Source organism: Deefgea chitinilytica, from assembly GCF_016881405.1.
GTDB classification, from domain to species: domain Bacteria; phylum Pseudomonadota; class Gammaproteobacteria; order Burkholderiales; family Chitinibacteraceae; genus Deefgea; species Deefgea chitinilytica.
Genome location: NZ_WOFE01000002.1, coordinates 105,650 through 124,994 on the forward strand (window position 1 = coordinate 105,650; position 19,345 = coordinate 124,994).

Sequence of the window (19,345 nt, forward strand, 5' to 3'; positions counted from 1 at the left end):
TAGTTAAGCGTATGGCATCATTGCACGAACAGACTTCATATTGGTTGCATCAACCATTGAAGTACCGCGCAACTGGCGTTTAGTTTTAGTCGTTTTCTTAGTCAAGATGTGACGTTTAAAAGCGTGACTACGCTTTACACCACCACCGCCAAGAACAGTGAAGCGCTTTTTAGCGCTGCTTTTGGTTTTCATTTTAGGCATTACTTACTCCAGCTAGCCTTGGCCACAAGGGCCTATTAGTTTAGGCAAAAGGGCGTCTGATGTTGCCATTAGAACTTAATACCCTTCACCCCACCACGACTACTGACCAATAACTTCCTTGGTCTTAACAGATGTAGTCGCCAACCCGTTATGCTTTTTTCTTTGGACCGAGCATCATCACCATTTGGCGACCTTCTAGCTTAGGATATTGCTCTACCACTGCTAGTTCAGCCAAATCAGCTTCAACACGTTTGAGTTGCGCCATACCAATCTCTTGGTGAGCCATCTCACGACCACGGAAACGCAAAGTAAATTTGCACTTATCACCATCATTCAAGAAACGGATAGCACCACGTAATTTAACTTGGTAGTCATTTTCATCCGTACCAGGACGCAGCTTAATTTCTTTAACCTGTACCTGTTTTTGCTTGAGCTTGGCAGCGTGCTTTTTCTTGGCCTCTTCGTACCGGAATTTGCCGTAATCCATCAATCGACAAACTGGCGGTTCTGCATTCGGGGCGATCTCTACCAGATCTACCTCAGCATCTTCCGCTAATTGGAGGGCCTGATTTAGGGAGACGATACCAAGTTGTTCGCCTTCCACACCTTGCAAACGAATTTCTCGCGCGGTGATTTCACCGTTAATACGCGGGCCTTTATCTTGAGCAGCTATTGTTATTACTCCAAGTCATTCAAAAACAAAACCGTGCACCTGCCAGTGTTAAACTTTTGGCAAATCAGCTTTTACCAGCGCAATCAGCGCTTCCACTGTCATTTGCCCTAAGTCTTCACCACTGCGGTTACGCACGGCCACCAAACCTGCATCGCGCTCTTTATCACCAACAATCAATTGGTAAGGAAGGCGTTGCAAGCTATGTTCGCGGATTTTATAGGTAATTTTCTCATTTCTCAAGTCCGTTGATGCACGAAGTCCACTTTGATTCAATAAATCAGCAGTTTTTTGCGCATATTCCCGTTGTGACTCAGAAATATTCATCACCACCAACTGAACTGGAGCCAACCATACTGGGAAAGCACCGGCATGATTTTCAATCAAAATACCGATAAAACGCTCTAGCGAACCCAATACAGCACGGTGCAGCATAATTGGACGGTGCTTTGCGTTATCTTCACCAACGTACTCAGCACCTAATCGCTCTGGCAAGTTTGGATCAATTTGCAAAGTGCCACATTGCCACAAACGCCCTAAGCAATCTTTGAGGGTGAACTCAATTTTCGGACCATAAAACGCGCCTTCACCCGGCAAGTATTCAAACGCTAGGCCTTTAGAATCCAATGCCGCAGCCAAAGCCGCCTCTGCGCGATCCCATGCCTCTTCGGTACCAATCCGTTTTTCAGGGCGAGTTGACAGCTTGACCAAAATTTCTTCAAAGCCAAAGTCGGTATACACTTCTTTCAGTAAATCAATGAAAGCGGCTGCTTCTTGCTGCACTTGATCTTCGGTACAGAAGATATGCGCATCATCTTGAACAAAGCCACGCACCCGCATAATGCCATGCAATGAACCCGATGGTTCATTACGATGGCAAGAGCCAAACTCTGCATAACGTACTGGTAAGTCTCGGTATGAACGCAAACCTTGGTTAAACACTTGAATATGACCAGGGCAATTCATCGGCTTCACGGCATAATCACGTTTTTCTGATTCCGTCGTGAACATACCGTCATGGTAATTTTCCCAGTGACCTGATTTCTCCCACAGAGTGCGATCCATGACCATCGGCGTACGAATTTCTTGGTAGCCATGCTTATTCAATTTGGCACGCATGTATTGCTCAATGGTTTGCCAGAGCGTCCAGCCCTTAGGGTGCCAAAACACCATACCTGGAGCTTCTTCCTGCATATGGAACAAGTCGAGCTGACGCCCTAATTTACGATGATCTCGTTTTTCAGCCTCTTCAATCATATGCAGGTATTGCGCTAGATCCTCCTTTTTAGCAAAGGCTGTTCCATATACCCTAGTCAGCATTTCATTTTTACTATCGCCGCGCCAATACGCACCAGCGACCTTCATCAATTTGAAGACTTTCAATTTGCCCGTCGAAGGTACGTGTGGGCCTCGACAGAGATCAGTGAACTCACCTTCACGATACAAGCTTAAAACTTGATCAGCTGGAATTGACTCAATAATTTCGGCCTTATAGTTCTCGCCAATGCCTTTAAAGTAGCTGACCGCTTCATCACGGCTCAACTCATAACGCTCAACTGGAATATCTTTTTTAGCCAGCTCAGTCATTTTCTTTTCAATGGCAGCCAAGTCTTCCAAGGTAAAGGGGCGCTCGTAAGAAAAGTCGTAGTAAAAGCCATTTTCAATCACTGGGCCAATCGTGACTTGTGCAGTCGGATAAAGCTGCTTAACGGCATAGGCCAACAAATGCGCGGTAGAGTGACGAATAACCTCTAAGCCTTCGGCGTCTTTATCGGTAATAATTTGTAGTGTCGCATCACTTGCCATCACGTAGCGAGTATCAACGAGTTGGCCATTGACCTTGCCCGCTAACGCAGCCTTAGCCAAGCCAGGAGAGATACTGTGTGCAACATCATACACTGACACTGCTGCGTCAAATTGACGCACTGAACCATCGGGAAGCGTAATCGCGGGCATAGTCATCGCCTAAATCAAATTGTCGGGTTGCCCCTGACAAAACAGCATTTAAAAAACAAAAAAAAAGTGCGGACTAGCCGCACTTTTCTATCAAACTCGCGTACGACTAGCCTGAGATAATCAAGGTGGTCGTATCAGTTTTTAGCATGAGTTTGATTCCTAAATTGTTTGGTAGGCACGATTGGATTCGAACCAACTACCTCTTCCATGTCAAGGAAGCGCTCTGACCAGATGAGCTACGCGCCTAAAGATGCAATATATTAAATATCAATCCTCACTTTGGCAAGCAAAGAAAGCAAGGATTTATCACTATATGCCAGGTTTGCGCCAAAAATAACGCCAGACAAAGCCAGGCCATGCGAAAACAACAAACAACGCAAAAGTCGTCGCATAAAAAGGCCAATTCTGCTGATGAACAGGGCTAAAACGGCCTTCTTGCCAATATGCAATCAAACCCACAATAAAATAAAGCAATAGCAACTCTGCAAAGCGAAATGCAAATGCTTTATTTTCTTGTTTGGGTTTAAAAAAGAAAAAAACTTTCTCAGAAAAAAAAGGCAGGTTGGCTGCGAAAACAGCCAACCCAACAATAAATACAAAGTTTTGCATTTAGTTAGAACGGTAACGTGTTAAATGATTGAGACACTGCGTCTGACAACAAGTTCATCAAACGATCAGGCATAAAACCTAATACCAGCAATAGCAAACAGTTAACAGAAAGAACCAATTTCGCATCACTACCAGCTTCGATTGGAGACTTATCAGTCGGCTCATCAAAATACATCACTTTGACAACTCGTAAGTAATAGAACGCGCCGATCAAAGAGAAAACAACTGCAATGATAGCTAGGCCAACATAACCAATGTAAACAACCGCTTTTAATACCGCCAGCTTAGCGAAAAAGCCGACAAAAATCGGAATGCCCGCCATTGAAAACATGGTTAATAACATCATTGCCGCAAACCATGGACTGCGCTGATTTAGACCTTTTAAATCTGCAATCTGATCAGCCTCAAAGCCTTTGCGCGACAAAAGCATAAGCACACCAAATGCGGCAGCACTCATCAAGATATAAGCAAACACATAGAACAGTGCAGCAGAATAACCGACTGGCTGTGCAACTAAAATACCAAGCAATACAAAGCCCATGTGTGAAATCGTTGAGTAACCTAACATCCGCTTGATATTCGTTTGCGAAATCGCTGTGATATTACCCAAGCCCATCGACAACACAGCCAATACCATCAACATACCGCGCCAATCAGGAGCAAACCCATCTAAAGCTTGCGCCAAAATACGCAGCGTAAATACAAACACAGCTGCCTTTGGTGCTGAAGAAATCAATTGTGTAATTGGTGTTGGCGCTCCTTGGTATACATCAGGCACCCACATATGGAACGGAACCGCGCCAAATTTAAAGCCCAAGCCAGTCACAACAAAAACGATACCAAATACAGCTAACAGAGTGTTTGCTTCGCCAGATTTGATCGTTTTAGAAACTTCAAAAATATCCAAAGAACCTGTTGCACCGTACAGCATAGAAATACCATACAACAGCATACCTGAAGCCAAAGCGCCCAAGATAAAGTATTTCATAGCCGCTTCTGTTGACTGAGTTGATTCACGATTCAGAGCAACTAAAGCATAAACCGACAGCGACATTAACTCCAAACCAACGTACAAGGCTAAGAAGTTAGAAGCCGATGCCATTACCATCATCCCCAACAATGAGAACAGTGATAAGGTAAACAATTCTCCACGGAACAAGCCACGCTCGGTCGCGTAACTACGTCCATAAATGAGCACTAAAGCAACACCAACAATCATGGCTAACTTGGCGTAACTAGCAATAGGATCAGCCAAGAAGAGTCCACTAAACGCCAAGCGTGAATGAGCTTCATAACCATTCAACACCAACGCCGCTGTGGCAGCCAAAGTGAGTAAAGTAAGTACATAAGTGATGTAACGCTTAGCATCACTAATAAAAAGGTCAAGCAATAGAATGGCGCAAGTTGCACACAGAAGAAAAATCTCTGGTGCTGCCACCCATGCATTAAGACTGGTCCAGGTCATGGTTCTAGCCTATTTCTTATAATAAGGATTAATTAAGCTTGGTCTGTGAAACTTGCCAAATCAGATCGTTCACAGATTGATGCATCACTTCGGTGAACGGCGCTGGGTACAAACCCATCCCCAAAACAGCAATCGCTAAGATCGCCAAAATCAGGAATTCACGTTTATTCACGTCTTTCAGCTCAGCAACATTCTCATTGGCCACTTCACCAAAAATAACGCGCTTATACATCCATAGCGTATACGCAGCGCCAAAGATCAAGGTGGTAGCACCCGCAAGGGCATACCAGAAATTGATTTGAACCGCACCTAAGATCACCATAAACTCGCCGACAAAACCCGAAGTTGCTGGCAGGCCAGAATTAGCCATCGCAAACAACATCATAAATGCAGCAAAGATTGGCATTTTATTAGCAACACCACCGTAATCAGCAATCTTGCGGCTGTGCAAACGGTCATACATTACACCGATACAGAAGAACATTGCGGCAGAAACAAAACCGTGAGAAACCATCTGCACCAAGGCACCTTCAACGGCCCAAGAATTCAATTCACGGCCGGTGGCACCACCAAACATAAAGAAGCCTAACGTAACAAAGCCCATATGTGAAATGGATGAGTACGCCACCAATTTTTTCATATCAGTTTGAACCAGAGCCACCATACCGATGTATACGACTGCAACCAGTGATAATGCAACCATTACCCACGCATACTCACGAGAAGCATCTGGTGCGATTGGCAGTACGAATCGCAGGAAGCCATACGCACCCAACTTCAACGTGATGGCGGCCAACACCATCGAACCACCTGTTGGCGCTTCAACGTGAGCATCTGGCAACCAAGTATGAACTGGCCACATTGGCACTTTCACCGCGAAGGCAAAGAAGAATGCAATCAATAGCAGCGTTTGTGCACCCATCGTCAACGGTAAACGTTGGAAAGCAGCGATCTCAAAGCTACCGCCACTTTGATAATACAAGTAGATGAACGCAACTAAGGTCAACAATGAACCCATCAAGGTATACAGGAAGAACTTCACCGATGCATACACACGGTTAGCACCACCCCAAACACCAATAATCAAATACATCGGGATTAACATCGCCTCAAAGAATGCGTAAAACAAAATCGCATCCAATGCGGCAAACGCGCCATTAATCAAACCCGACATAATCAAGAATGCAGCCATGTATTGCGCTACACGCTTTTCGATGACTTGCCATCCAGCCAATACCACCAATAAAGTGGTAAAGCTATTCAAAATTACAAACAGCATAGACAAACCGTCTACACCCAGATGGTAATTAATATTAAAGCTCTCAACCCACGGTTTCATTTCCGTGAATTGCATGCCGCCGTGAAACGTATCAAAACCGGTGTAAAGCGGAATTGTTACTAAAAAAGAAACCAAAGCGCCAGCTAGCGCCAGCCAGCGCGCTGCGGGAGCATTTTTATCGCCACCCGTCGCGAGCACAACCAAGCCTGCCACGATTGGCAGCCAGATTGCAAGGCTGAGGAGATTACCCGTCATAAGTTAACCTACTTGTTATGTATTAAATCTGGATCTGTATTAAATGGTTTGTTCAATCAACAATTAATACAAATGCTTTACCAACCAAGTCAACATCAGCAACAAGCCAATGATCATCGCGAATGCATAGTGGTAAATGTAACCTGTCTGAATACGTCGGATAATGGCTGAGAAGAAGCCAACAACTTTCGCCGCTCCATTCACGACCAAACCGTCGATCAGCAAGGTATCACCTACTTTCCACAGCACAGTACCCAGTGCACGTGCACCAGCGGTAAAGACATTAATATAGAGATGATCCATGTAATACTTTTCTTCGAGTAACTTTCTAACACCAATCGAAGTAAAGAATCGATCAAATGCAGCAGGAATTGCTGGTTTAACCATATAGAAAACATAAGCGCAAACAACACCAGCAACAGCAAGCCAGAACGGCAGCGTTACAAAAGCATGCATACCCATATGAAGCCAATCATGCGCGTGCTCTGCAACTACTTCCATTGCGCCATGAGTTTCATGATTAATGAAAATCACATTTTTGAAAAAATCACCCGCCAACATAGGGCCAATCGCAATTGCACCAATAACTAATGAAGGCACAGCTAACAAAGCTAATGGCAAGGTAACAACCCAAGGCGACTCATGCGGTTTGTCATTTGGCCCCAAACCATGATGATGATCGTGATCATCGTGTGTATCGTGACCATGGTGGTGATCTTTCTTTTGCATCCACTGCTCTTTACCGTGGAATACCAAGAAGTACATCCGGAATGAATAGAACGCAGTTACAAAGACGCCAGCAACAACCGCAAAGTAGGCAAATCCAGCACCTGGCAATTTAGACGCTTCTACAGCCAAAATAATCGAGTCTTTCGAATAAAAACCAGATAAGAAAGGCGTGCCAATCAATGCCAGAGAACCAATCAGTGAAGTGATCCACGTGATCTTCATGTATTTACGCAAGCCACCCATATTACGGATATCTTGATCATGGTGCATACCCATGATCACCGAACCCGCAGCAAGGAATAGCAAGGCCTTAAAAAACGCATGCGTCATTAAATGGAACACAGCAACAGAGTACGCTGAAGCACCTAATGCAACAGTCATGTAACCCAGCTGAGACAACGTTGAGTAGGCCACAACACGTTTAATATCGTTTTGGATAATCCCGAGGAAGCCCATAAACAATGCCGTGATCGCACCAATCACCAATACAAAATTCAGTGCAGTCTCAGACATCTCGAACAATGGTGACATCCGCGATACCATAAAGATACCGGCAGTCACCATCGTTGCCGCATGAATCAGTGCTGAGATTGGAGTTGGGCCTTCCATTGAATCTGGCAGCCACACATGGAGTGGAAATTGTGCAGATTTACCCATTGCACCAATAAACAACAAGATGCAAGTAACGGTGATTAATGACCAATTAGCACCGGCAAACAAGCTAATCGTGGCATCTTTCAATTCTGGCGCTTTGGCAAAAACGGCTGCGTAGTCCAAGCTGCCAAAGTGAGCCAAAACTAAACCAATCCCTAGCAAGAAGCCTAAGTCACCAACACGGTTTACCAAAAAGGCTTTCAAGTTCGCAAAAGTCGCCGTTGGACGTTTAAACCAAAAACCAATCAATAGATAAGACACCAAACCTACCGCTTCCCAGCCAAAGAATAGCTGAACAAAATTGTTACTCATCACGAGCATCAACATTGAGAAGGTAAACAGTGAAATATAACTAAAGAAACGTTGATAGCCAGGATCTTCATGCATGTAGCCAATGGTGTAGATATGCACCATCAACGATACAAAAGTCACCACACACATCATCATGGCAGTCAAATTATCGACCCAAAAGCCGATATTTAAATCTACGCCATTGACCGATAGCCATGTGTAGAGATTGCCATTAAATGATTCGCCACCGTTGAGCAAATAATTCAATGTGTAAGCTGATAAGGCAAAAGACACCGCAACGCCCGAAATGGTCGCCACATGCGCCGCGCGCCGCCCAATCGCCCAGCCGAACAAACCGGCGATGAGCGAGCCCAGTAATGGCGCTAGCGGTATAAGCAGATAAATCGATTTCATATCCATTGGTATTCGTATCCGATTCTATGTTGTCCGGTTTAACCCTTCATGCTATCCAAATCTTCGACGTTGATCGTCCGTAAATTACGGAAGAGCACCACCAAGATAGCGAGGCCAATAGCCGATTCGGCTGCGGCAACGGTAAGGATAAAGAAGACGAAAATCTGGCCACCGGTATCGCCCAAAAACTGCGAAAACGCGATGAAATTCATATTCACCGACAACAACATCAGTTCGATTGCCATCAGCAATACGATCAGATTTTTGCGGTTCATGAAAATGCCAAACACACTGGTCGCAAACATAATTGCACCCAGCAAAAGGTAATGAGTCAGTGTAAGCACATATCCTCCTAAGCTCTTATCTAGGCCAATTAGGCTGCGGGTTGATCGGAAGACGCTGCGGAATCATCAGCGACATTTTTTGGCTCAGAAGCCATTTTTACAATCCGCAAACGATCTTCACGTTTAACACGAACTTGTTCGCCTGGATTGATATACTTCGTATTCTTACGTTTACGCAATGTCAAAGCAATCGCAGCAACCATGCCCACTAAGAGCAACACAGCAGAGAGCTGGAATGGCAAGAAGTATTGGGTGTAAATCAATTTACCCAATGTTTCTGCAGATGCTGTGTTAAAACTTGGTTCGAGCAAGCGTGACTCATCAATTTGCGCAGCACGATGCGACAGAATCATCACCATCTCAATCAACATGATGATTGCGACAGTGCCGGCAACTGGCAAGAATTTCCAAAAGCTCTTGCGTAACGCTTCGAAGTTGATATCCAGCATCATCACGACAAACAAGAACAACACCATCACTGCACCGACATAAATCACAATCAGTGAAACTGCTAAAAACTCAGCTTTAATGAGCATCCACAAAACGGCACTATTAAAGAAGGCCAACACCAAATACAACACGGCATGGACTGGATTTTTTGCGGTAATCACACGGAACGCGGCAAAAATCAGTACCGCAGCAAAAACATAAAAAAGCGCTAAAGTCATGTTCGTTTCCTAGCGGTATTTAGCATCAGCAGCTTTACGTTCTGCGATTTCAGCTTCGTACTTATCACCCACCGCCAACAGCATTGGCTTGGTGTAATACAAATCGCCACGTTTTTCACCGTGATATTCATAAATATGCGTTTCGACAATCGCATCAACTGGACAGGCTTCTTCACAGAAACCGCAGAAAATGCATTTTGTCAGATCGATATCATAGCGGCTGGTACGACGAGTTTTGTCGTCCGGGCGAGCTTCTGATTCGATTGTAATCGCCATCGCAGGACAAACAGCTTCGCACAATTTACAAGCAATACAACGTTCCTCACCATTAGCATAACGACGCTGTGCATGCAGACCACGAAAACGTGGGCTGTATGGTGTCTTTTCCTCAGGAAATTGCACTGTAATCTTGCGTTGGAAGAAATGGCGACCTGTTAATAACAAGCCTTTTACCAATTCCACCAACAAGAAGGTTTTAAAGAAATAAAGAATTTTATCCATGGTCTCAGTCCTTATCCATTACCAGATTGACCAAGGGGTCATCATCCAAGCACCCACCAAGACAATCCAAACCAAAGTCACTGGAATAAAAATCTTCCAACCAAGGCGCATTAATTGGTCATAACGGTAGCGTGGGAATGTCGCGCGGAACCACAAGAAGCAGAATAATAAAAACGCAACTTTGAGTACCCACCACAATGGGCTTGCAGCGCCCAGCACAGGGATCGATGCAGGAAAAGGCGATAACCACCCACCCAAGAACATCACCGAAGCCATGGCGGAAATCAGGATCATATTGGCGTATTCAGCCAAGAAGAACAGCGCAAAGCTCATGCCTGAATATTCAACCATATGACCCGCAACAATCTCAGATTCGCCTTCAGTCACGTCAAACGGAGCGCGGTTAGTTTCTGCAACACCAGCGATAAAGTAAACCACAAATAATGGGAACAGAGGGATCAAGTTCCAAGACAAGATAGAACCAGCGCCCATCCCCTGCCCTTGCTGCTCTACGATTGCAGTTAGATTCAAACTACCTGAAACCATAATCACGCCAACCAGAGCGAAACCCATTGCAAGCTCATAAGAGATCACCTGAGCCGCAGCACGCATACCGCCAAGGAAAGCGTATTTCGAGTTCGATGCCCAGCCAGCGAGAATCACACCATAAACACCCATCGAAGTAATCGCCATCACGTAGAGCAAGCCCACGTTCACATCAGCCAATACATACCCAGGGTAAAACGGCACAACAGCCCAAGCAGCTAGTGCAGGAACCAATACCATGATGGGAGCTAAAAAGAAAAGCTTTTTGTCGGCCGCGCTTGGTGCAATAATTTCTTTTAGAAGAAGTTTTACACCGTCAGCAACAGGCTGCAGCAAACCAAATGGACCAACGCGATTTGGACCAACGCGAATCTGCATAAAACCAATCACTTTACGTTCCGCCAAAGTGAGGTAAGCAACCCCCCCCATAATTGGCGCAACAATCAGGATAATTTTGAGCAAAGTCCACAAGAAAAAAGCACCTTGGTAAGCTGCTTCTGCACCCATAAAGCCAGCGAGGATATTTTGTATAAATTCCATAATCTCCCCCTTAACCTTTGAGCACTTCAACAGCGCCGACCATATCACCCAAGTTGCGGGTTAATGGGTGCGAAGTTGCGGCACGAATCACGTCATCAACAAGACCATCATCAACCGCGACGGTCAATTCAGCACTACCCTGTCCTTGCTTCACAATCGCCTTATCACCGGCAACTAATGATAACTTTGCAAGTGTTGCTGAATTAGCGCGCAATGTAGATGCCTGTGCGGCGTCTGCAGTCGCTTGCAAACTCGGAGCACGGCGAACCACTGAATCAGCTTGATACAAAGGCACTTCACCCAAGCGCACCAAGCCTTGAGCAGTTTGCGCATTTACAGCAATCGGCTGAACAAGTGCATTATTCAAGCGAGTTGAAATTTCACCAGCCAGTGCTTCATCACGGATTTCTTCAGATGAATTGTAATCAAAGCCATTAAAGCCAAGGATATTGCCAAGAACACGGAATACTTTCCAAGCAGGACGAGTCTCGCCCAATGGACGCACCACACCATTGAAGCTTTGTGCCTTACCTTCCATATTCACAAACGTGCCAGATGTTTCGCTAAATGGAGAAACCGGCAAGATTACATCGGCATAATCCATTGCACAGCTTTGGAATGGAGACATCATAACAACCATCTCAGCATTCTTAGCCGCAGCCAATGCTTGAGCACCGTTGTGCGCATCGTACTCAGGCTCTACCCCCAAGAATACATAGGCTTTTTTACCAGACTCAAAGACATTCCCGCCGATATCTGCACCAATCAACTCAGCACCAACGCTATTCGCGCTAATCGCTGGCACGCCTAATTTAGCGCCAGTCAATGTCGCCAACGCTTCTGCCACTGCATAGATTTCAGCAAAACGGGCTGATTGTTGTGCGATATTGCCAAGCAAGATGGCTGATTTTTCTTTACCATCAAAGCTCTTAGCAATCGCACGAGCAGCATCAGTAACTTCAACACTAGCCAACTCAATGCCAGCAGGTGCGCTAGTTGATTTCAACTCAACAAGAGCCTTAACAACTTGCAACAAACCTTCAACTAATTGATCTGGGCGAACAATCACTTCACCAGCCAACTTGGTTAGCAATTCATCGCCATGCACATTCACCAGCGACAAGCCCAAGCCTTTTTTCACTGATTGGCGTAAGCGTTGTGCTAACAAAGGTTGTTCTTTACGAATCGTTGAACCAACAAGCAAAACGGCTTCATTTTGTGCCAACTCTTCAATTGATTGACCAAGCCATTTCGCGCCTTGTGTTTTGGCAGAAAAGTCAGCTTGACGAGCGAAAGCTTGAACCGCATCAACGCCCAAACCCGCCATCAATTTACGCAACGAGAATAATTCTTCTACAGTACTGTTTGGCGATGCAACGGCAGCAACGCTGTCTTTACCATGTTCAGCAACAACTTGTTTCAAGCCGTTGGCAACATACTCCAGTGCTGTTTGCCAATCAGTCGTTTGCCAAACACCGCCTTGTTTCAACATCGGCTGAGTGAGGCGCTCTTCAGAATTCAAAGCTTCATAAGAATAGCGGTCACGATCTGACAACCAGCACTCATTAATGGCTTCATTCTCAAGTGGCAGAACCCGCATTACTTTATTGTTCTTAACCTGAACAACTAAATTCGAACCTAGGCCATCATGCGGAGCTACCGATTTACGGCGTGATAACTCCCAAGTACGCGCGGTGTAGCGGAATGGCTTGCTAGTTAATGCGCCAACCGGACACAAATCAATCACATTACCTGAGATTTCAGAGTTAACCGTTTTGCCAATAAATGGCATCACTTCGGTAAACTCACCACGATTGGCCATGCCTAACTCTTGGAAACCCGCAATTTCTTCGGTAAACCGCACGCAGCGGCTGCAATGAATACAGCGCGTCATATCCGTAGAAATTAAAGAGCCAAAATCTTTATTGGCAACAACTCGCTTTTCTTCACTGTATACCGAGCCAGTTTGGCCATAACCTACGGCCAAATCTTGCAAAGTACACTCACCACCTTGATCGCAAATAGGGCAATCTAGTGGGTGATTAATCAGCAAAAACTCCATCACCCCTTTCTGAGCTGTGACTGCTTGATCAGAATGAGTGAAGACTTTCATACCATCAGTAACAGGTGTGGCACAGGCCGGTAAAGGCTTAGGTGCTTTTTCGACCTGAACTAAACACATACGGCAGTTTGCGGCAATTGATAGCTTTTTGTGATAGCAAAAATGTGGAATGTGCACGCCAATTGAATTGGCTGCGTCCATCACAGTGCTACCACCAGGGACTGTCAATTTTTTACCGTCGATTTCGATTTCCAACATGCTCGACTCGATTCAAAGGCAATAATTCAAAAGAAAACTCGACTAATTTACTAATCAACTAATTACAGCGCTTTAGCGGATTGTGATTCTTTAATCAAATCTTCGAATTCATGGCGGAAGTGTTTCAACATTCCACGCACAGGGAATACAGCAGCATCACCCAAAGCACAAATAGTGCGACCGGCAATATTGTCACCAACGCGTGACAATAAATCCAAGTCTTCCATTTTGCCTTCACCGTGAGCGATACGATGGACAACACGATACAACCAGCCAGTACCTTCACGACATGGCGTGCATTGACCGCATGACTCTTCGTGATAAAAATACGAGAGTCGCTCCAAGGCACTCACCATGCTGACTGTTTCATCCATCACAATCACCGCACCAGAACCCAACATCGAGCCTGCTTTCGCAATCGAATCGTAGTCCATCGTGCATTGCATCATGATGTCCGCTGGCAGCACAGGTGCAGAAGAACCACCTGGAATGACAGCTTTTAATTTTTTGCCATCGCGCATGCCACCGCACATTTCTAACAACTCAGAAAACGGCGTGCCCAGCGGAATTTCATAATTGCCTGGACGATTTACATGCCCAGAAACCGAGAACAATTTGGTACCACCGTTATTAGGTTTACCTAGCTCAAGGAATTTCTGACCGCCTTCGCGGATAATGTAAGGTACGGAGGCAAACGTCTCGGTATTATTGATCGTTGTTGGCTTGCCATATAAACCAAAAGAAGCAGGGAACGGCGGTTTGAAGCGCGGCTGTCCTTTTTTGCCTTCTAGTGATTCAAGCAAGGCAGTTTCTTCACCACAAATATATGCACCGTAACCATGGTGAGCATGCAGCTGGAAGCTAAAATCTGAGCCTAAAATATTATCACCCAAGAAACCAGCGGCACGTGCTTGTTCAAGTGCAACTTCAAATCGCTCATACGCTTCAAAGATTTCCCCATGGATATAGTTATATCCAACGGTGATACCCATCGCATATGCACCAATAATCATGCCTTCAATCAAAGCATGTGGGTTATACATTTGAATATCGAGATCTTTAAAGGTACCTGGCTCGCCTTCATCCGTATTACAAACCAAATATTTCTGGCCTGGAAAACTACGTGGCATAAACGACCATTTCAAGCCAGTTGGAAAACCTGCACCACCACGACCACGTAGGCCAGAGGTTTTCATTTCTGCAATCACTTCATCTTGAGTGATTTTGTCATTCAGAATTTTTTTCAAAGCCGCATAACCACCACGCTTAACGTATTCGTCTAAGTGCCAGCAGTTAGGGTTTTCAAATTCGACGCCTTCGAATACGACGCCTTTCACGTAGACAGTCATTATTCAAGCTCCGCCAGTTTTTTATCAACAGCTTCAGGAGTCATGTGATTGCACATGCTGTGATTATTAACCAGCATTACCGGTGCGTACCCACAAGCCCCCATGCACTCACCTTCTTTCAAAGTGAATTTGCCATCAGCAGTTGTTTCATTAAAACCAATACCGAGCTTTTTCTTCAAATAATCAGCTGTGGTATAGCCACCTGATAAAGCACAGGGTAAATTCGTACAAACAGTGAGTTTATACTTACCTACCGGCTTCAAATCGAACATATTGTAGAAAGTCGCAACTTCATACGCAGCTAAAGGCGCGATATTTAAATAAAGTGCGATCTGTTCAATCAAATCATTCGTTAAAGACCGTTTCTCAACCTGAGCAATACGAAGTGCACTCATCACAGCTGAACGAGATTGCTCAGCAGGATATTTAGCCACTTCGCGATCAATTTGCTTGATTGAATCAGCGGACAGAAGATTGTGTAAAGACATTAGCGGTCAATCTCCCCGAAAACGATATCTTGTGTACCAATAATGGCCACTACGTCTGAAATCATATGCCCACGCGACATTTCATCAAGTGCAGACAAATGGACATAGCCTGGTGCACGAATCTTCATCCGATATGGTTTATTCGCCCCATCAGACACCATGTAAATACCAAACTCACCCTTTGGATGCTCAACTGCTGCATACGCCTGACCTTCTGGTACATGCATACCTTCAGTAAAGAGTTTAAAGTGATGAATCAGGTCTTCCATATTGGACTTCATTCCTTCACGAGAAGGCGGAGCCACTTTGTGGTTGGAGGTAATTACAGGACCAGGATTAGCTTTTAGCCATTGAACACATTGCTTGATAATCCGATTTGATTGACGCATTTCTTCAACACGAACCAAGTAGCGATCATAACAATCGCCGTTTTTCCCAACAGGAATATCAAAATCTAATTTATCGTAAACTTCATACGGCTGTTTCTTACGCAGATCCCACTCTACGCCTGAACCACGCAACATAGCACCAGTAAAACCAAGCGCTAAAGCACGCTCTGGCGATACCACGCCAATACCGACAGTACGCTGCTTCCAAATACGATTGTCAGTTAGTAGTGTTTCATACTCATCGACATAGGTAGGAAAGCGATTCGTGAAGTCCTCGATAAAATCGAGCAAGCCGCCTTCACGATTTGAATTCATCTTTTTGATTGCTGCAGCATTGCGAATTTTCGATGCCTGATATTTTGGCATCTCATCCGGCAAGTCACGATACACACCACCTGGGCGATAATACGCCGCATGCATCCGCGCACCTGAAACCGCTTCATAACAATCCATTAGATCTTCACGCTCACGGAACGCATAAAGAAAAATAGTCATTGCACCACAGTCAATACCGTGGGCACCAATCCACAATAAATGGTTCAGCACACGCGTGATTTCATCAAACATCACACGAATATATTGCGCGCGGATTGGCACATCTAAATTGAGCAACTTCTCAATTGCCATGCAATACGCATGCTCATTGGACATCATGGACACATAGTCAAGACGATCCATATAAGGCAAAGACTGAATGTATGTTTTGTTTTCTGCTAACTTCTCAGTACCACGATGCAATAAACCGATATGCGGGTCAGCGCGCTCAACAACCTCACCATCCAATTCCAACACCAAACGCAAAACGCCGTGTGCTGCAGGATGTTGTGGACCAAAATTTAGGGTGTAATTACGGATTTCAGCCACCGTAGTTCTCCTCACGGATAATGCGCGGCGTAATTTCACGCGGATCGATAGTCACTGGCTGGTAAATCACACGTGCCTGATCTGCGTCGTAGCGCATTTCGACATATCCAGACAATGGGAAATCTTTGCGGAAAGGATGACCAACAAAGCCATAGTCAGTCAATAAGCGACGCAAATCTGGATGACCGAGGTAAACAATGCCAAACAGATCAAATGATTCACGCTCAAACCAATTTACCGCAGGCCAAACATCTACTACAGATGCAAGTACAGGAAACGAGTCATCGACGCAAAATACGCGTACACGTAAACGAACATTGAATTTATAAGAGAGGAAATGATACACCGTCGCAAAGCGATTACCTTCCCATACACCGTCTTTGTATGTGCTGTAATCCATACCGCATGCATCAATAAGCTGCTCAAATTGCAATTGAGCATTGTCACGTAATTGCAAAGCCACTTCTGGCCAATTTGCAGCAGAAACTTCCAGTGTAACTTCGTCTAGCGCAGTTTCCAAAGAAACAATCTTACTTTCACCCAAAACAGAGCGCAGACTTTCCATGAGCGTTTCTAACTTAGTCGCCATAGTTCAACCTCACGAACGCGCAATGGTATTGGTGCGCTTAATCTTGTTTTGCAATTGGATAATGCCATACAAGAGCGCTTCAGCTGTCGGAGGACAGCCAGGAACATATACGTCAACTGGAACAATTCGATCACAGCCGCGCACAACGGAATAGGAATAATGATAATAGCCACCACCATTCGCACAGGAGCCCATTGAGATTACCCAACGTGGCTCAGGCATTTGGTCGTAAACTTTACGCAACGCTGGCGCCATTTTATTGCACAATGTGCCAGCAACAATCATTAAGTCTGACTGACGAGGCGACGGACGAAACACGACGCCAAAACGATCTAAGTCATAACGAGCGGCACCAGCGTGCATCATCTCAACCGCACAACAGGCCAGACCAAATGTCATGGGCCATAAAGAACCTGTGCGGGCACTGTTAATTACAGCGTCCACCGTCGTCGTAATAAAACCTTTATCTTGGGCTTCCATTTGCTTTACTCCCACTCTAGAGCGCCCTTCTTCCATTCATAGATGAAACCAACCACCAAAATGGTCAAAAAAATCATCATTGACAAAAAGCCGAACATTCCCAGTTCTTTAAGCACAACAGCCCAAGGAACTAAAAATGCAACCTCTAAGTCAAACAAGATAAACAAAATTGCCACAAGATAATAGCGCACATCAAATTGCATGCGCGCATCTTCGAATGCCTCAAAACCACATTCGTAAGGCGAGTTTTTTGCAGTATCTGGTCGAACTGTACCCATTACCTTGCCGATACCATAGCCCATCACCAGCGGTGCAACACCTACTAGCAATCCGACAAATAGAAACAACAGGATTGGGAAATAGTTTTCCAGCATAAAAATCCCCCAGCGCAGAACATTTACGAAAAAACAAACAGCTTAATTATTATTTTTATCACACAGAAACGCTGGGTTACCCCAGCGCATTTTGAAGCACTAGATTTATCCACCTATTGCAAAGCTTCCAAACCTAGTTTTACACCGACAAGCTTACAAAAACGCAAACTTAATCAGGAATTTTTTGACCCGAAACCTGTGAGGCGACAGCAGGAGTCACAATAGTCATAATTGATTTTGCTTGTTTTGGTGCCGTTAAAAACACCAAAGACATTGAAGTTACAAAAAACAGAGTCGCCGCTATTGCCGTTGCGCGACTCAAAAAATTAGCAGAGCCCGAAGCGCCAAATACACTACCGGCAGAACCGCCGCCACTACCAAAAGCAGCTCCCATATCAGCACCTTTACCGTGCTGCATCAAGACCAACACAATCACAGCAATCGCTGAAATTACATTTACTACAAGCACCAAACTGGTAACGAAGTCCATTTTTTTCTCATTTCAATAGCGGCGTGAATTGTACCATCAGCGCGCTGCTTTGCAAATCTCAACAAACTCGAAGGCAGATAGCGCTGCGCCACCTACCAACACCCCATCGACATGCTTCACACCTAAAATTGATTCCGCATTATTCGACTTAACACTACCACCGTAGAGAACCTTAACCCGTTCATCCAATTGACTTTTAATCAAAGCGTGCATTGGTGATATTTGCTCGCTGGATGCAACCATGCCGCTCCCTACTGCCCAAGATGGTTCATACGCGACGGCATACAAACCGATTGGCAACTGCTGCAAAACCTGTAACTGTGCCGCAACAACTTCTTCAGCTCGCCCCTCTCGGCGCTGCTCCGCAGACTCACCCACACAGTAAATTCCGAACAGACCCGCATCTAAGGCCGCACGCATTTTAACACCAGCTTGCTCTGTCGTCTCACCAAATAATCGACGGCGTTCTGAATGACCGACAATCACCATTTCACACCCGATATCAGCGAGCATCCCAGAAGAAACTTCACCGGTATAAGCCCCAATATGATACTGACTTAGGTCTTGAGCGCCACACTGCACATGGGTATTGTGCAAAAGCTGCTTCGCAAGCATCAAATAAGGAAATGGTACACAGACACCCACATTGGACTGTAATTTAGCCTGTGCAATTTCACCCAGCACCGACTTAATTTGACCAATACTTCCATGCAACTTCCAATTACCCACTACCAGTTGCTTAGCCATACCAATATTGACTCCTCATTGAGTTTGAAATGGTAACGCCCACAGAGAATGGTAGTCAAACGCTAATGATCGATACCACCAAAGAAAACCAGTCGCCCCTATCTCTACGGTCACAATAACAGCACAGATTCAA

General features: G+C 45.1%; 20 protein-coding genes and 1 tRNA gene. All 21 read right to left on the reverse strand.

Annotated features, from left to right (window positions below; all coding sequences use genetic code 11):
- Positions 1-3: 3 nt before the first annotated feature.
- The 21 genes from rpmI to tpiA all read right to left on the reverse strand — a co-directional run bounded on the left by rpmI (position 4) and on the right by tpiA (position 19,212).
- Positions 4-201: a 50S ribosomal protein L35 gene (gene rpmI / locus GM173_RS06140; protein ID WP_203570488.1), complete on the reverse strand. Its 198-nt coding sequence runs from the start codon at positions 199-201 to the stop codon at positions 4-6.
- A gap of 148 nt (positions 202-349) precedes the next feature.
- The gene (gene infC / locus GM173_RS06145) at positions 350-880 is read right to left on the reverse strand and encodes a translation initiation factor IF-3 (RefSeq protein WP_314900860.1); all 531 of its coding nucleotides are present in this window, start codon (positions 878-880) and stop codon (positions 350-352) included.
- A 42-nt stretch (positions 881-922) separates the two neighbouring features.
- Entirely contained in the window at positions 923-2,827 is a 1,905-nt protein-coding gene (gene thrS, locus GM173_RS06150; RefSeq protein WP_203570489.1) for a threonine--tRNA ligase, read from the reverse strand.
- Between the two features lie 169 nt (positions 2,828-2,996).
- Positions 2,997-3,073, reverse strand: a tRNA-Val gene (locus tag GM173_RS06155).
- A gap of 63 nt (positions 3,074-3,136) precedes the next feature.
- Positions 3,137-3,436 (reverse strand): DUF2818 family protein, encoded by a 300-nt coding sequence (locus GM173_RS06160; RefSeq protein ID WP_203570490.1) that lies wholly within the window; start codon positions 3,434-3,436, stop codon positions 3,137-3,139.
- Between the two features lie 4 nt (positions 3,437-3,440).
- A complete protein-coding gene (nuoN, locus tag GM173_RS06165; protein WP_203570491.1) occupies positions 3,441-4,901 on the reverse strand; it encodes an NADH-quinone oxidoreductase subunit NuoN in 1,461 nt (486 codons plus the stop codon).
- Positions 4,902-4,929: 28 nt separating this feature from the next.
- Positions 4,930-6,435: an NADH-quinone oxidoreductase subunit M gene (locus GM173_RS06170; protein WP_203570492.1), complete on the reverse strand. Its 1,506-nt coding sequence runs from the start codon at positions 6,433-6,435 to the stop codon at positions 4,930-4,932.
- 63 nt (positions 6,436-6,498) lie between these two features.
- Positions 6,499-8,529 (reverse strand): NADH-quinone oxidoreductase subunit L, encoded by a 2,031-nt coding sequence (gene nuoL, locus GM173_RS06175; protein ID WP_203570493.1) that lies wholly within the window; start codon positions 8,527-8,529, stop codon positions 6,499-6,501.
- A 32-nt stretch (positions 8,530-8,561) separates the two neighbouring features.
- Positions 8,562-8,867, reverse strand: coding sequence for an NADH-quinone oxidoreductase subunit NuoK (gene nuoK, locus GM173_RS06180; protein WP_203570494.1), 306 nt, complete (start codon positions 8,865-8,867; stop codon positions 8,562-8,564).
- 29 nt (positions 8,868-8,896) lie between these two features.
- A complete protein-coding gene (locus tag GM173_RS06185; protein ID WP_203570495.1) occupies positions 8,897-9,535 on the reverse strand; it encodes an NADH-quinone oxidoreductase subunit J in 639 nt (212 codons plus the stop codon).
- 9 nt (positions 9,536-9,544) lie between these two features.
- Positions 9,545-10,036, reverse strand: a complete 492-nt coding sequence (nuoI, locus tag GM173_RS06190; protein WP_173533770.1) for an NADH-quinone oxidoreductase subunit NuoI — start codon at positions 10,034-10,036, stop codon at positions 9,545-9,547.
- Between the two features lie 18 nt (positions 10,037-10,054).
- Positions 10,055-11,125: an NADH-quinone oxidoreductase subunit NuoH gene (nuoH, locus tag GM173_RS06195; protein WP_373309357.1), complete on the reverse strand. Its 1,071-nt coding sequence runs from the start codon at positions 11,123-11,125 to the stop codon at positions 10,055-10,057.
- A 7-nt stretch (positions 11,126-11,132) separates the two neighbouring features.
- A complete protein-coding gene (gene nuoG, locus GM173_RS06200; protein WP_203570497.1) occupies positions 11,133-13,442 on the reverse strand; it encodes an NADH-quinone oxidoreductase subunit NuoG in 2,310 nt (769 codons plus the stop codon).
- A 62-nt stretch (positions 13,443-13,504) separates the two neighbouring features.
- Entirely contained in the window at positions 13,505-14,791 is a 1,287-nt protein-coding gene (gene nuoF / locus GM173_RS06205) for an NADH-quinone oxidoreductase subunit NuoF (RefSeq protein ID WP_203570498.1), read from the reverse strand.
- Positions 14,791-15,279 (reverse strand): NADH-quinone oxidoreductase subunit NuoE, encoded by a 489-nt coding sequence (nuoE, locus tag GM173_RS06210; protein ID WP_203570499.1) that lies wholly within the window; start codon positions 15,277-15,279, stop codon positions 14,791-14,793. The genes nuoF and nuoE overlap by 1 nt, the downstream gene beginning before the upstream one ends.
- A complete protein-coding gene (locus GM173_RS06215) occupies positions 15,279-16,532 on the reverse strand; it encodes an NADH-quinone oxidoreductase subunit D (protein WP_203570500.1) in 1,254 nt (417 codons plus the stop codon). Before GM173_RS06215 ends, nuoE begins: the two co-directional genes overlap by 1 nt.
- Entirely contained in the window at positions 16,525-17,121 is a 597-nt protein-coding gene (locus GM173_RS06220; RefSeq protein ID WP_203570501.1) for an NADH-quinone oxidoreductase subunit C, read from the reverse strand. The genes GM173_RS06215 and GM173_RS06220 overlap by 8 nt, the downstream gene beginning before the upstream one ends.
- A 9-nt stretch (positions 17,122-17,130) precedes the next feature.
- Positions 17,131-17,601 (reverse strand): NuoB/complex I 20 kDa subunit family protein, encoded by a 471-nt coding sequence (locus GM173_RS06225; RefSeq protein WP_027467718.1) that lies wholly within the window; start codon positions 17,599-17,601, stop codon positions 17,131-17,133.
- 5 nt (positions 17,602-17,606) lie between these two features.
- A complete protein-coding gene (locus GM173_RS06230) occupies positions 17,607-17,975 on the reverse strand; it encodes an NADH-quinone oxidoreductase subunit A (protein WP_203570503.1) in 369 nt (122 codons plus the stop codon).
- Between the two features lie 169 nt (positions 17,976-18,144).
- Positions 18,145-18,465 carry a preprotein translocase subunit SecG gene (gene secG / locus GM173_RS06235; RefSeq protein WP_203570504.1) on the reverse strand — a complete coding sequence of 107 codons (321 nt, stop codon included), beginning with the start codon at positions 18,463-18,465 and terminating at the stop codon, positions 18,145-18,147.
- Positions 18,466-18,501: 36 nt separating this feature from the next.
- Positions 18,502-19,212, reverse strand: a complete 711-nt coding sequence (gene tpiA, locus GM173_RS06240) for a triose-phosphate isomerase (protein WP_203570505.1) — start codon at positions 19,210-19,212, stop codon at positions 18,502-18,504.
- Positions 19,213-19,345 lie beyond the last annotated feature (133 nt).